Genomic DNA, 12,919 nt, shown 5'->3' with positions numbered 1-12,919 from the left:
CTTGAGCTCTTCCGCGGTCAAGCGTGTGCTATTTGCGTCGCTTGGATGTTGGCCACGACTTCGAAGCTGGGCGAACTTTTCCATCGTTGCCCAATTTGCTCGCCTTGTGCGAGGCCTTGTACGCCTCGACGATCGAGGCTGGAATCCGTCCTCGATCGGCTACGTCATGCCCGTTATACCGAGCCCATGCGCGCATCTCGTGGGTGGCGGTGTACTCGGGGGTTGCGTCCGTATCGGTCTTGTTGCTGTCGGGTGACTGGCCAACGGCAACCTTGATGCGGCGACCGCCGGTGCGGCGAGCGGCTTTCAAGTATGGCTCCATTGCCGTGCGTAGCGCGCTGGCGTTCGCGTTGGAGAGGTCGATCTCGAAGGTTACTCCGTCGAGTCCGAACGGGACGGTCTGGTCGGCGCGGCTGCCGTCCGTGTCGTCGGATATCTCGATAGAGATCTGTTTGGCCATTGCAGGCATCCTTTCTGCGGTCTTTTGGAACTGTCGAATAGTAGCGTCGTGCGATCCTGTGCGATCGGCGGGTATGACGGATGACGAGGTTCTTCATATTTCTTTCGAGGAGCAGTTGACTGATCGTGTCCATGTCGGCATGGATGGTTGTGTGCGGCGGCGAACACTTCCCTCGGATTTCGAGTCGTTTGAGTGCTGAAAGAGGAGAAAAGTGATGGGAATCGAGTTGAGTTGCAGCACATCGAGGGCGTTGCTGCGGCGATCCGCGAACTCGCCGAGGCGGTCCGGTCGGCTGCGCCGGAACCTCCGGTTGATCCGGACGCGTTGCTGACCGCGGAGCAGGTGGGGGAGTTGCTGCAGCTGTCGCCGAGGACGTTGAAGGACCAGGCCGCGTCGGGGGCGATACCGCATCACCGGTTCGGCAAGCACTACCGGTTCACCCGCGGCGACGTCGCCGAGATCGTGCGGCTGAGCGCGACCCCGGTGAAGCCGCGACGGCGGCGGGTTCCGCTGGCGGAGCTGGCTGAGGACTTCCGCGCCGCGTGATGCGGGCGGAGCAACAAAAGAAGGAGTACAGGATGGCCTACGGCCAGGAAGAGCCCGGGACCGGCGAGTGGAGGGCCCGGTACAAGCGTCCCGACGGGACGTGGGGGAGCAAGTCGGGGTTCCCGACGGAGAAGGCGGCCGAGGATTGGGGTCTGGAGCAGGAAGCCCTGATCCGGCGGAACCTGTGGCTGGACCCGCGAGACGGTGAGACTCGCTTCGACGACTTCGCCGAGGAGTGGCTCTCAGCGGTGGAGCCGCGGCTGGAGCTGAACACGATCGCGAAGTACCGGTCGTTCCTGGACAAGCAGCTGTTGCCACAGTGGGGCGCGTGGCCGCTGATCGCGATCTTCAACGGGTACGTCGAGATCGAGCGCTGGCTGTCGGACCTGCACGAGGACTATGCCGAGTCCTCGGTGTTGTCGTACTTCGCGTTGTTCTCCACGATCCTCAACGGTGCGGTGCGGGCGCGGATGATCCCGGCCAACCCGTGCAACGGCGTCCGGGTGTCCAACGGCGAGTACGACACCGAGCGACTGGTGGCGACGCCGGCGCAGGCGTTGCGGGCGGCGATGCGGCTCTACGAGATGGGGTTGGGCAAGTCGGGTTTCGTGCTGTGCCTGATGGATGTCTATACCGGCGCCCGATGGGGTGAACTTGTCGGGCAGCAGCGGCACGAGTACGACTCCGAACGCCGCGGGATCGAGATCCGGACGCCGCTGAAGGAGGTCGGCGGGAAAGTCTATAAAGGAGGCAGGAAGAGTGATGATCATCACTCGGGCGCCAAAAGCCGTCCGCCGACTCGGCGAGGGAACGCCCGGCCGAAGAAGGGGCGCACGAAAACCCCAGCAGGCACTCGATTCGTGGCACTGCCGCCGGGGATCGCGGTGCTCTACGAGGAACTGATGGACAGCCACCGGGAGCCCTTCGTGCTGTGCACGCCAGAAGGCCACCCGTGGCGGCGGTCGAACTTCCGGATCCGGTTCTGGCGGCCGGCGTGGGACGGGGTCGATCTCGACGAGTCCGGGGCAGGGGAGCGCCGTCCGCCGATCCTGCCGATGTTCACCTTCCACGAAGGCCGGCACACGCACGCCACATGGCTGACCGAGGACGGAATTCCGGAGGTCGCACGCCGTGCGCGGCTGGGCCAGAAGATGAAGGGCATCGCCCGGGTCTACGACCACGTGACGCCGGCTATGGTGAACGAGATCCTGGACGCCCTGGAGGAGCGCTGGCAGCGGTCGCTGGCGTCGCTGTATCCGGGGGAGCGGGCGAAGCTGGTGTCGTGGTTCCCGCACCTGCGGTCCCGGCGGCGCCTGGAACCCGGCCCGGGCCCCATCGCCATTTCATCGCCATCTGACGACTGAAGCCCTGCCCCTCCGGGGAGGGACAGGGCTTCTGACCTGCGAAAACATGTGGTGCGCGATACTGGGATTGAACCAGTGACCTCTTCCGTGTCAGGGAAGCGCTCTCCCGCTGAGCTAATCGCGCGAGGTGGAGACGGGATTCGAACCCGTGTACACGGCTTTGCAGGCCGTTGCCTCGCCTCTCGGCCACTCCACCGTGACAGGCTCGAGAGCCTACCGAGCGGATGACGGGATTCGAACCCGCGACCCTCACCTTGGCAAGGTGATGCGCTACCAGCTGCGCTACATCCGCACTCCGCAGCTCCGGGTCGTTGTTCCCCCGTCGCCGTGGTGTGTGAAAACCATATCGGACCCCGAAAACGGCGGCGACACCGGGGTGTCACTCCGCCGTTGCAAGCCTGTCATCAGGCCAGATCGTGGGGGATGAGGTGGGTCAGGGCGTCGTCGACGTCGACCCACAGGTGCTCGTTGCCCGGGAGGACGACGTCGTAGGTGCGGTCGAGGAAGTCCGCCAGCTCCTGGGCCGACGCCTCGAACATGGCGTGCCCGGACGGCGAGTTCAGCTCGATCAGCACGGACTCGGGGTCTTCGACGGACGGGCGGATGCGGACGTCCCCGTCACCCGCGTCGGCCAGGAGGCCGTCCGCGAGGAGGTCGCGGGCGTACACCCACTCGACCCAGCCGGCGCGGCCGGTGCGGAAGGCGGCGACGACCGCGTACGGGTCGCGTGTGTCGTAGCGCAGCTCCACCTTGACCGGAACCGCGGGAGTCCGCGGCGCCAGCAGGTCGAAGACCGCCGTCGAGCGGAGCGTCACGTGATCGTTGCGCATCGTCCTACCCTTCGTCTCCCTTCCCGGCCCGGCCCGGCCGAGGGCGTCACCAAGTGGGACGCATCGGGAGGCCTGTTCCGTCGCGGGTGCGCCGCAGATCACCCGTCCGGGCTCATGGGCCCCCGTCTGCCGTCCGTGACCACCCCAACGGCGCGCGTGTGACCGCGCGCCCCGCGGGGGCCCACGCCTCCATACTGCGCGGTTTAGTCGCCGGGCGATAGCACCGTCGCACGGATGTCGAACGTGGCGTCGGGCGGCCCCCGGGCCGGACAACCCCGGCTAGCTCGGGGTTGTTCGTTCCGTACTCGCCGGTAAGCGGAGTGTGGTCGGCGAGGACCACCCGTTTGCAGGCGCCCGGAAGTCGTACGCTAAAGTTTCCGCAACACCGCGAGCGGGCGATTAGCTCAGCGGGAGAGCGCTTCGTTCACACCGAAGAGGTCACTGGTTCGATCCCAGTATCGCCCACCGAAGCTCGACGCCGAAGGCCCCGGACGCACTCGTCCGGGGCCTTCGGCGTTTTCGCGCGTCCCCAGGTCGGCTCGCCTTTCCGGGCGCCGGCCCGAACCGGAGTGAACGGTCCGTTCGGATCCGCCGTACTTGCTGACGAGAGCGGTTCGTACCCCCGTCGGGAGGGGTCGCCGAACCTGCCTCCGCAACTTGCCGCCGCGGCGGATTTCTGTCGAACGGGACCCCGTGGGAGGGCTCATGTGATCCTCGGCACGCGCGAGCGGGCACGTGCGACAAAAACCGGGGCGGGTGACGGTCCGATGGCGAACGTCACCGACCGCTCGCGCGCCGCCGGCGCGAAGGCGTCACGGCGGCGTCGTGGTCCACTGTGGACCATGCCGCGCCCGGAGTGTCCACAGTAGATCTCCGGGGTCCGTTCGGCCGTTCGGCGGCACGTGGTCCACCCGAGTGCGGGCATCGCCCGTTTTGGCTACGGATTGTAATTTTCCTGGGGATACGCCCTATTACCCATCGTCATCATCTTGTTATCTTGCGGCCATTTCTTGGCGGGGAAGTCGCGCAGCATGTGGCTGGAAATCCTTGTAACGATGCTGAGAGAGTCGCCGATACCTTGCCGTGTGAAGCCTCTCCGGGCACTGCGCGACAGCTGAGTCGTGATGACTCTCCGAAATCACCGTGGGTGACGCAGCGTGCCTGTGAGATCAACCGAATCCTGTTCACGGGAGGTCAGATGGAAGAGTCGGTGCGGCCTTCGTACACGGTGAGCCAGCCACCGCCGCACATCGACCTCCAGGCCATCCCGCGTCCCGCCAAGCGGGACGAGGATCTGACGGAGCCGGCCGCGACGCCGTCCCCCAAGGCGTTGCCCGCGGCCTGGGAAGCGAGATACAGAGCCTGGGTCATCGGCAGCGACGTGTTCATCACGCTGCTGGTGATCGCGATCAGCGCGTTCGTCATCGATCGCGTTGCCCCGCACGACATGCACGCCTTCGGCACCATTCTCGCCGTGTTCGTCTCGCTGCCGGTCAGCCGGGCCTGGAGCCCGCGCGTGCTGGGCGAAGGCGCGGAGGAGTACCGCACCCTGGGCCGCGGCTTCCTCACCGCCGCCGTCCTGGTCGCGCTGGGCGGCCTGCTGTTCGGCGCGCTCGAGGTCCAGGTCTGGGTGTTCGTCGTCGTGCCCGCCATCGCGCTCGTCGCGTTCCCGCAGCGGTACCTGCTGCGCCAGGTGCTGCACCGCAAGCGCGCCAAGGGCCTCTGCCTGCTGCCGGTGATGGCCGCGGGCAGCCCGGAAACGGTCGCCGACCTGATCGCCCGCACCCGCTCGGAAGTGCACGTCGGCTGGCGCGTCGAGGCCGCCTGCACCTTCAGCGGCCACGGCGAAGAGCGCGACAGCGGCGAGATCGACGGCGTCCCGGTCGTGGGCAGGCTCGAGGAGCTGTCCCGCCACGTGCGCCGCGGCGGCTACCGGGTCGTGGCGATCACCGCGGACCAGTACTGGACGCCGAAGCGGCTGCAGCGGCTGGCCTGGGACATGGAGGGGACCGGCGCCGAGATGGTCGTGGCGCCGGTGCTGATGGAGGTCGCCGGCCCGCGGCTCAACGTCACCGGCGTGCTCGGGATGCCCCTGCTGCGCGTCACGGCGCCGATGTTCACCGGCGGGCGCCGGGTGGTGAAGGAGATCGTCGACCGCTGCGGGTCCGCCCTGCTGCTGACGATGCTCTCGCCGCTGCTGCTGGTGATCGCGCTCGCGATCAAGCTGAACGACCGCGGCCCGGTGATCTACCGCCAGCGCCGCGTCGGCCGCGACGGCGCCGTCTTCACCATGCTCAAGTTCCGCACGATGGTCACCAACGCCGACGAGATCAAGCAGACCCTGGCCGCCGACAACGAGGGCGCGGGCCCGCTGTTCAAGATGAAGCGCGACCCGCGGATCACCCGTGTGGGTGGTTTCCTGCGCCGGTATTCGCTCGACGAGGTGCCCCAGCTGTTCAACGTCGTGTCCGGGAAGATGTCGCTCGTCGGCCCGCGCCCGCCGCTGCCGGAGGAGACGGCGCAGTATGCGCCCGACGCCCGCCGGCGCCTGCTCGTGAAGCCGGGGCTCACGGGCCTGTGGCAGGTCAGCGGCCGCAGCGACCTGACGTGGGCCGAGAGCATCCGGCTCGACCTGCGCTACGTCGAGGACTGGTCGCTGGCGCTGGACCTGGTGATCCTCTGGAAGACCTTCCGCGCGGTGATGGGCGGCCAGGGCGCCTACTGAGCCGACCGACCGCGCGCTTCGCACCACGGCCGCCGACCCCGCTGGAGGGGGTCGGCGGCCGTGTCCGTTGTAAAACCGATGTGAGGCGATGCATCTTTCCCTATGAAAGTGGCGCTGTGGTCCGAGGGCTGTGATCCAGGCAACTGGTTGAGCGTGAAATAGTTCAACGCTCAACTCAGTTGGACCGGGAGTACCGACCAACGGAAGGAACGCAGCCCCATGACCACCTTTGCCGAGCAGACCGAAGGCCTCCAGGTCCCCGCGGACGTTCAGAACCTCCTCTTCCGCGAGGCCCGCACGGCCAACAGTTTCAGCTCCGAGCCGGTGACCGAGGAGCAGGTCCGCGCGATCTACGACCTCGTCAAGTGGGCCCCGACGTCGATGAACACCCAGCCGCTGCGCGCGCTGGTGCTCCGGACCGCCGAGGCGAAGGCCCGCCTGCTGCCGCACATGGCGCCGGGCAACCGGGACAAGACCGAAGCCGCGCCGCTGACCGTCGTGCTCGCCGCGGACGTCGACTTCCACGAGAACATCCCGCAGGTCTTCCCGCACGCCCCGCAGGTCAAGGACAACTTCTCCGACGAGCAGGGCCGCGTCGAGTTCGCCAAGCTCAACTCGCTGCTCCAGGTCGGCTACTTCATCATCGGCGTCCGCGCCGCCGGGCTGGCCGCCGGCCCGATGACCGGCTTCGACGCCCAGGGCGTCGACGACGAGTTCTTCGCCGGCAAGAAGTGGCGCTCGCTGGTCGTGGTGAACGTCGGCAAGCCGGGCGAGAACCCGTGGTTCGACCGCCTGCCGCGCCTCGACTTCGACCAGGTCGTCGAGACCCTCTGACGTCGGTGACGCGGGCCGCCTCCGGAACCGGGGGCGGCCCGTTCCGCGTTCCCGGACGCGCGTGAGGCGCGCACGGGCCGCCGACTAGCATCGACGGCGTCGTCTTTGTCACTCCAGCTTGAGGAGCCGATCGTGTCCCAGTCGCCCCCCGTTTCCCCCGTGGCCGCCTCCCGTGTGGTGGTACCGGCGGGCACTACGGCGGGCGCGGCGGTCCGCGAAGCCGGCCTGCCGACCAAGGGCGAGGACACGATCGTCGTAGTGCGCGACGCCGACGGGAAGCTGCGCGACCTCGCCTGGGCACCCGAGGCCGACGCCGAGGTCGAGCCGGTCGCCGCGAACACCGAGGACGGGCGCAGCGTCATCCGCCATTCGGCGGCCCACGTGCTCGCCCAAGCCGTCCAGCAGCAGTTCCCGGACGCCAAGCTCGGCATCGGCCCGCCGGTGAAGGACGGCTTCTACTACGACTTCGCCGTCGACACTCCGTTCACCCCGGAGGACCTGCAGGCGCTCGAAAAGCGCATGAAGCAGATCGTGAAGGGCGCCCAGCAGTTCTCCCGGCGCGTTTTCGACTCCGTCGACGAGGCCAAGAAGGAACTGGCGGACGAGCCGTTCAAGCTCGAACTGGTCGACCTCAAGTCCGAAGTGGACACCTCGGAGGTCATGGAGGTGGGCGAGGGCGAGCTCACCATCTACGACAATCTCGACCCGCGCACCAAGGAACGTGTCTGGAGTGACCTCTGCCGCGGCCCGCACGTGCCGACGACGAAGTTCATCCCCGCGTTCAAGCTGACCCGCGTCGCCGCGGCGTACTGGCGGGGGAGCGAGAAGAACCCGCAGCTGCAGCGCATCTACGGCACCGCGTGGGAGTCCACCGAGGCGCAGGACGCCCACCTCGAGCGCATCGCCGAGGCCGAGCGCCGCGACCACCGCAAGCTCGGCGCCGAGCTGGACCTGTTCTCCTTCCCCGAGGAGATCGGCTCCGGCCTGCCGGTGTTCCACCCCAAGGGCGGCATCATCCGCCGCGAGCTGGAGAACTACTCGCGCCGCCGCCACGAAGAGGCCGGCTACGAGTTCGTGAACACCCCGCACATCAGCAAGGGCGAGCTGTTCCACACCTCCGGCCACCTGCCGTACTACGCGGACACGATGTTCCCGCCGGTGCAGTTCGACGAGGAGAACTACTACCTCAAGGCCATGAACTGCCCGATGCACAACCTGATCTTCCGCTCGCGCGGGCGGTCCTACCGCGAGCTGCCGCTGCGACTGTTCGAGTTCGGCACGGTGTACCGCTACGAGAAGTCGGGCGTGGTGCACGGCCTCACCCGCGTGCGCGGGCTGACGATGGACGACTCGCACATCTACTGCACCAAGGAGCAGATGCCGGGCGAGCTCAAGTCGCTGCTCAAGTTCGTCCTCGACCTGCTCGCCGACTACGGCCTCTCCGACTTCTACCTCGAGCTGTCCACCCGCGGTGACTCCGACAAGTTCATCGGCGAGGACTGGGAGTGGGAGGAGGCCACCGAGACGCTGCGGCAGGCCGCCGTCGACTCCGGCCTCGAGCTGGTCCCGGACCCGGGCGGCGCGGCCTTCTACGGCCCCAAGATCTCGGTCCAGGCCAAGGACGCCATCGGCCGCACCTGGCAGATGTCGACCATCCAGCTGGACTTCAACCAGAACAAGCGGTTCGAGCTCGAGTACACCGCGCCGGACGGCTCGCGCCAGCGGCCGATCATGATCCACCGCGCGCTGTTCGGCTCGATCGAGCGGTTCTTCGGCGTGCTGACCGAGCACTACGCGGGCGCGTTCCCGGCGTGGCTCGCGCCGGTGCAGGTGGTCGGCATCCCGATCACCGCCGACCAGGTCGAGCACCTGCAGGCCATCGAGAAGGCGTTGCGCGCCAAGGGCATCCGCGCCGAGGTCGACGCGAGCGACGACCGGATGCAGAAGAAGATCCGGACGCACACCACGCAGAAGGTGCCCTTCATGCTGCTGGCCGGCGCGAAGGACGTCGAGGCGGGCGCGGTGTCGTTCCGCTTCCGCGACGGCGGCCAGATCAACGGCGTGCCGGTCGACAAGGCCGTGGCCGCGATCGCGGAATGGGTCGAGCGCCGCGAGAACGCGTCGCCGTCGGCCGAGGCGCTGGAGACGGTCGTTCGGTGAGTGACGGTCCCGAGCTCGTCGAGCAGCAGGGCGTCGGGGTCCAGGACGCGTTCCAGCGCCTCTGGACCCCGCACCGGATGGCGTACATCAAGGGCCAGGACAAGCCGGACGGCGACGGCGACGCCGGCTGCCCGTTCTGCCGCATCCCTTCCCTGGACGACAAAACGGGGCTGATCGTCGCGCGCGGCGAGACCGTGTACGCGGTGCTGAACCTGTACCCGTACAACCCCGGGCACCTGATGGTGGTGCCGTACCGGCACGTCGCGGACTACACCGAGCTGACGGTCGAGGAGACGCGCGAGGTCGCCGAGTTCACCCAGCACGCGATGAAGGTGATCCGCGCGGTGTCGGGCGCGCACGGGTTCAACATCGGCCTGAACCAGGGCGTGATCGCGGGCGCGGGCATCGCGGCGCACCTGCACCAGCACCTGGTGCCGCGGTGGGGCGGCGACGCGAACTTCATGCCGATCATCGGGCAGACGAAGGTGCTGCCGCAATTGCTGGGCGAAACGCGGGACCTGCTCGCCGACGCGTGGTGAGCGTCAATTCAGCGCGTCCGGAAAAACCCTTATTGAGTGTTCAACCGAGGGTATGCTGGGGGTATGTCCGAAACCCGATGGCTCAGCGACGACGAGCAGCGCGTCTGGCGTGAGTTCAACGCGGCCACCCGCATGCTCAGCGCGCACCTCGAGGGCCAGCTGCAGCACGACTCGGGCATGCCGCACACCTACTACGAAGTCCTCGTCTCCCTCTCCGAAGCGCCCGGCCGCCGGCTGCGGATGAGCGAACTCGCCGACGCCCGCCAGGCGTCGCGCAGCCGGCTCTCCCACGCCGTCGCGCGGCTGGAGGCCAACGGCTGGGTGCGCCGGGAGGCCTGCCCGACCGACAAGCGCGGCGCCTGGGCCGTCCTCACCGACGCCGGCTTCGCCGCGCTCGAAGCGGCCGCGCCCGGGCACGTCGAGGCCGTCCGCGAAAGCCTCTTCGACCCGCTGACGCCGGAGCAGGTCGCCGCGCTCGGGGAGATCAGCGCCGCGATCCGGCAGCGCCTCTCGCCGAAGTGCGCCGCCGCGCAGGCCGCCGAAGAGGCGCGCGAGCACGAGGGCGAGCTCTCGAAATCACGCTGAGCCGGGGCGGCGCGTCGGGTTCGCCGAGCCGGGTGGATAGGCTGCATTCGCCCACCCGACCCTCGTAGCCAGGTGCCTCTGACGAACCGATGCTCAATATCTTCGCGCGTGCCTCCGTTTCCCGCGTCACCGATCCGATCGGCCAGGCGCTGGTCCGCGTCGGGCTGACCCCGAACGCGATGACCGTGCTCGGCACCGCCGGCGCCGTCGCCTGCGCCCTGGCCTTCTTCCCGAACGGCTACCTGCTCTGGGGCACCTTCACGGTGTGGGGCTTCGCCATGCTCGACCTGCTCGACGGCGCCATGGCCCGCGCCCGCGGCTACGGCACCCCGTTCGGCGCCGTGCTCGACGCGACCTGCGACCGGCTGGTCGACGGCGCGCTGTTCGCCGCCATCGCCTGGTGGTGCTTCGTCGTCGACGACAACCACCCGGCCGCCGCCGCGGCCCTGCTGTGCCTGGTGCTCGCCCAGGTCATCTCGTACGTCAAGGCCCGCGCCGACGCCTCCGGCCTGCCGGTGGACGGCGGGCTCGTCGAACGCGCCGAGCGGCTGATCATCGCCCTCGTCGGCACCGGCCTGCACGGCTTCGGCATCCCGTACACCGTGGACGTGACGCTCTGGCTGCTGGCCGTGCTGTCGGTCATCACGCTGCTCCAGCGCTTCGCCGCGGTCGCGAAGGCGGCTCGTGAAGCCGCCCCGGGGGAGCAGCCGGCATGACCAAGCTGTCGGAGCGGTTGAGCGCCTTCGGCTACGCGGCCGGGTGGCGGCTGGCCGGCTGGCTGCCCGCCGGGTTCGGCAGCACGGTCTTCTCCCTGGGCGCCGACCTCGCCGTCAAGCGCGAGGGCGGGGGCGTGCGGCAGCTGCGCGCCAACCTCGCCCGCGTCGTCCCGCAGGCCGACCCGGTGGAGCTCGACGAGCTGACCCGGCGCGCGATGCGCTCGTACGCCCGGTACTGGCACGAGACGTTCCGGCTGCCGTCGATGGACCAGAAGGACGTCAGCGGCAAGGTCGCGGCCTCCATCACCGGCGTGGAGAACCTCGACGCCGCGCTCGCCGAGGGCAACGGCGCGGTGATGGCGCTGCCGCACAGCGGCAACTGGGACATCGCGGGCGTCTGGCTGGCCGACTACCTCGGCGGGTTCACCACCGTCGCCGAACGCCTCAAGCCCGAGTCGCTCTACCGCCGGTTCGTCGAGTACCGCGAGTCGCTCGGCTTCGAGATCGTGCCGCTGACCGGGGACAGCTCGGCGATGCGCGTGCTGCTGAAGCGGCTGCGCGAGAACAAGGCCGTGTGCCTGGTCGGCGACCGCGACCTGACCACCAGCGGCATCCCGGTCAAGTTCTTCGGCGAGCAGGCCCGCTTCCCGGGCGGCCCGGCGCGGCTGGCCGCCACGACCGGCGCGGCGCTGATCCCGGCAGGCTGCTGGTTCACCGAGGACGGCTGGCAGATCCGGCTGCACCCGCGCATCCGCGTCACCGCGCGTGCCGAGGTCCCGGCCGCCACCCAGGCGCTGGCCGACATCTTCGCCGGCGACATCGCCGCGCACCCGGCCGACTGGCACATGCTGCAGAAGTTCTGGCCGGCCGACCTCGAGGCGGACGACCGGGTCAGCCTCGAAGAAGCGAGCTGAGGCGTGGCCGCGCGCCCGATGCGGATCGGGATCGTCTGCCCCTACTCGTTCGACGTGCCCGGCGGGGTCCAGGGCCACGTGATCGACCTGACGAAGGCGCTGCTCGCTCGCGGCCACCGGGTGTCCGTGCTCGCCCCCGCCGACGACGACGCCGACCTGCCGGAGTTCGTCCACCCGGCGGGCAAGGCGCTCGGGATCCCGTACAACGGCTCGGTCGCGCGGCTGCAGTTCGGCCCGGTGTCCTACGCCCGGGTGCGGCGCTGGATCCGCGAGGGCGACTTCGACGTCCTGCACCTGCACGAGCCCGCCGCGCCGAGCCTGTCGCTGCTGGCGCTGCTGATCGCCGACGGCCCGATCGTGGCGACGTTCCACACCGCGACCACGCGCTCGCGGACGCTGTCGGCCTTCCAGCCGGTGCTGCGGCCGCTGCTGGAGAAGATCACGGCGCGGATCGCGGTGTCCGCGCTCGCCCGCCGGGTCCAGGTCGAGCACGCGGGCGGCGACGCCGTCGAGATCCCCAACGGCGTCGACGTCGAGTTCTTCTCCTCGGCGACATCGCTGCCGGGCTACCCGCGGGCCGGCGGCACGGTCGGGTTCGTGGGCCGCTTCGGCGAGCCGCGCAAGGGGATGGGCGTGCTGCTGGAGGCGTTGCGCCGGATCCTGCCGGAGTTCGAGGACCTGCGGCTGGTCGTGGTCGGCCGCGGGGACGCCGAGCAGCTGCGCCGCGACGCCGGGCCGGAGCTGGCACCGCACCTGGAGCTGCTCGGCCAGGCGGACGACGTCGTCAAGGCCCGGGCGCTGCGCAGCGTCGACGTCTACTGCGCGCCCAACACCGGCGGCGAGAGCTTCGGGATGATCCTGACCGAGGCGATGGCGGCGGGCACGGCGGTGCTGGCCAGCGATCTCGACTCGTTCCGGCGGGTGCTCGACGACGGCCACGCCGGGATGCTGACCACGACCGGCGACCCCGAAGCGCTCGCGGACGGGCTGCGCGAACTGCTCGGCGACCCGGCGCACCGCGCGTCGCTGGCCGCGGCGGCGGGGGAGCACGTGACGGTGTTCGACTGGTCGGTGGTGGCCACGCAGGTGCTGCGGGTCTACGAGACGGCGATCGCCGCCGACCCGCGTCGGGTCGCGGCGCCGGAGGGGGAGCTCGCCCGGTGAGCGTGCTCGAGTGGCTGCTGCCGCTGCTGGCGCTGGTCGTCGTGGCCGGCGGGCTGTTCCTGGTGGCGACGGCGAACCGGCT

12 protein-coding genes and 4 tRNA genes are annotated in these 12,919 nt (G+C 69.4%); 11 read left to right on the top strand and 5 right to left on the bottom strand.

The features are described 5' to 3' along the window. Positions 1-28: 28 nt before the first annotated feature. Positions 29-460 carry an Lsr2 family protein gene (locus tag G3I65_RS29680; protein ID WP_160699018.1) on the bottom strand — a complete coding sequence of 144 codons (432 nt, stop codon included), beginning with the start codon at positions 458-460 and terminating at the stop codon, positions 29-31. A gap of 192 nt (positions 461-652) precedes the next feature. On the opposite strand from G3I65_RS29680, the gene G3I65_RS29675 reads away from it, so the two are divergent. After that, positions 653-1,006: a helix-turn-helix domain-containing protein gene (locus G3I65_RS29675; RefSeq protein ID WP_309235792.1), complete on the top strand. Its 354-nt coding sequence runs from the start codon at positions 653-655 to the stop codon at positions 1,004-1,006. Positions 1,007-1,038: 32 nt separating this feature from the next. Further along, positions 1,039-2,370 carry a site-specific integrase gene (locus G3I65_RS29670; protein ID WP_239071522.1) on the top strand — a complete coding sequence of 444 codons (1,332 nt, stop codon included), beginning with the start codon at positions 1,039-1,041 and terminating at the stop codon, positions 2,368-2,370. A 49-nt stretch (positions 2,371-2,419) separates the two neighbouring features. Here G3I65_RS29670 and G3I65_RS29665 read toward each other — a convergent pair. The 4 genes from G3I65_RS29665 to G3I65_RS29650 form a co-directional block, all read right to left on the bottom strand. Beyond that, positions 2,420-2,494: transfer RNA gene (locus G3I65_RS29665), tRNA-Val, on the bottom strand. A 1-nt stretch (position 2,495) separates the two neighbouring features. Next, positions 2,496-2,566, bottom strand: a tRNA-Cys gene (locus G3I65_RS29660). A gap of 23 nt (positions 2,567-2,589) precedes the next feature. Beyond that, a tRNA-Gly gene (locus G3I65_RS29655) sits at positions 2,590-2,662 on the bottom strand. Between the two features lie 112 nt (positions 2,663-2,774). Further along, positions 2,775-3,200: an SsgA family sporulation/cell division regulator gene (locus G3I65_RS29650; protein ID WP_033293569.1), complete on the bottom strand. Its 426-nt coding sequence runs from the start codon at positions 3,198-3,200 to the stop codon at positions 2,775-2,777. Between the two features lie 393 nt (positions 3,201-3,593). Here G3I65_RS29650 and G3I65_RS29645 point away from each other — a divergent pair. From G3I65_RS29645 to G3I65_RS29605, 9 genes are all read left to right on the top strand, one after another. Then, positions 3,594-3,665, top strand: a tRNA-Val gene (locus G3I65_RS29645). A 733-nt stretch (positions 3,666-4,398) separates the two neighbouring features. Then, positions 4,399-5,925 (top strand): sugar transferase, encoded by a 1,527-nt coding sequence (locus G3I65_RS29640; protein ID WP_163046776.1) that lies wholly within the window; start codon positions 4,399-4,401, stop codon positions 5,923-5,925. 219 nt (positions 5,926-6,144) lie between these two features. Then, complete coding sequence (locus G3I65_RS29635) at positions 6,145-6,759, top strand: malonic semialdehyde reductase (protein WP_160699017.1); 615 nt, start codon at positions 6,145-6,147, stop codon at positions 6,757-6,759. A gap of 132 nt (positions 6,760-6,891) precedes the next feature. Next, on the top strand, positions 6,892-8,919 hold the full coding sequence (gene thrS, locus G3I65_RS29630) for a threonine--tRNA ligase (RefSeq protein ID WP_160699016.1): 2,028 nt from the start codon (positions 6,892-6,894) through the stop codon (positions 8,917-8,919). Continuing rightward, positions 8,916-9,458: an HIT domain-containing protein gene (locus G3I65_RS29625; RefSeq protein WP_160699015.1), complete on the top strand. Its 543-nt coding sequence runs from the start codon at positions 8,916-8,918 to the stop codon at positions 9,456-9,458. Before thrS ends, G3I65_RS29625 begins: the two co-directional genes overlap by 4 nt. 63 nt (positions 9,459-9,521) lie before the next feature. Further along, entirely contained in the window at positions 9,522-10,043 is a 522-nt protein-coding gene (locus G3I65_RS29620) for a MarR family winged helix-turn-helix transcriptional regulator (RefSeq protein ID WP_160699014.1), read from the top strand. An 89-nt stretch (positions 10,044-10,132) separates the two neighbouring features. Beyond that, on the top strand, positions 10,133-10,759 hold the full coding sequence (gene pgsA, locus G3I65_RS29615; RefSeq protein ID WP_125315198.1) for a phosphatidylinositol phosphate synthase: 627 nt from the start codon (positions 10,133-10,135) through the stop codon (positions 10,757-10,759). Then, positions 10,756-11,673: a phosphatidylinositol mannoside acyltransferase gene (locus tag G3I65_RS29610; RefSeq protein WP_160699013.1), complete on the top strand. Its 918-nt coding sequence runs from the start codon at positions 10,756-10,758 to the stop codon at positions 11,671-11,673. The genes pgsA and G3I65_RS29610 overlap by 4 nt, the downstream gene beginning before the upstream one ends. Positions 11,674-11,691: 18 nt before the next feature. Further along, positions 11,692-12,837: a glycosyltransferase family 4 protein gene (locus G3I65_RS29605; RefSeq protein ID WP_160699084.1), complete on the top strand. Its 1,146-nt coding sequence runs from the start codon at positions 11,692-11,694 to the stop codon at positions 12,835-12,837. Positions 12,838-12,919: the final 82 nt, after the last annotated feature.

Origin of the sequence: Amycolatopsis sp. SID8362, assembly GCF_010550475.1 — a bacterium.
GTDB lineage: Bacteria > Actinomycetota > Actinomycetes > Mycobacteriales > Pseudonocardiaceae > Amycolatopsis > Amycolatopsis eburnea.
The sequence above is the reverse complement of the archived record's forward strand: the minus strand, read 5'-3'. Positions and strand labels throughout refer to the sequence as shown.

Coding starts and splice junctions, on each gene's coding strand:
- G3I65_RS29680 (WP_160699018.1), bottom strand. CDS start 460: ATGGCCAAACAGATCTCTATCGAGATATCCGACGACACGGACGGCAGC.
- G3I65_RS29670 (WP_239071522.1), top strand. CDS start 1,039: ATGGCCTACGGCCAGGAAGAGCCCGGGACCGGCGAGTGGAGGGCCCGG.
- G3I65_RS29650 (WP_033293569.1), bottom strand. CDS start 3,200: ATGCGCAACGATCACGTGACGCTCCGCTCGACGGCGGTCTTCGACCTG.
- G3I65_RS29640 (WP_163046776.1), top strand. CDS start 4,399: ATGGAAGAGTCGGTGCGGCCTTCGTACACGGTGAGCCAGCCACCGCCG.
- G3I65_RS29635 (WP_160699017.1), top strand. CDS start 6,145: ATGACCACCTTTGCCGAGCAGACCGAAGGCCTCCAGGTCCCCGCGGAC.
- G3I65_RS29620 (WP_160699014.1), top strand. CDS start 9,522: ATGTCCGAAACCCGATGGCTCAGCGACGACGAGCAGCGCGTCTGGCGT.
- pgsA (WP_125315198.1), top strand. CDS start 10,133: ATGCTCAATATCTTCGCGCGTGCCTCCGTTTCCCGCGTCACCGATCCG.
- G3I65_RS29610 (WP_160699013.1), top strand. CDS start 10,756: ATGACCAAGCTGTCGGAGCGGTTGAGCGCCTTCGGCTACGCGGCCGGG.
- G3I65_RS29605 (WP_160699084.1), top strand. CDS start 11,692: ATGCGGATCGGGATCGTCTGCCCCTACTCGTTCGACGTGCCCGGCGGG.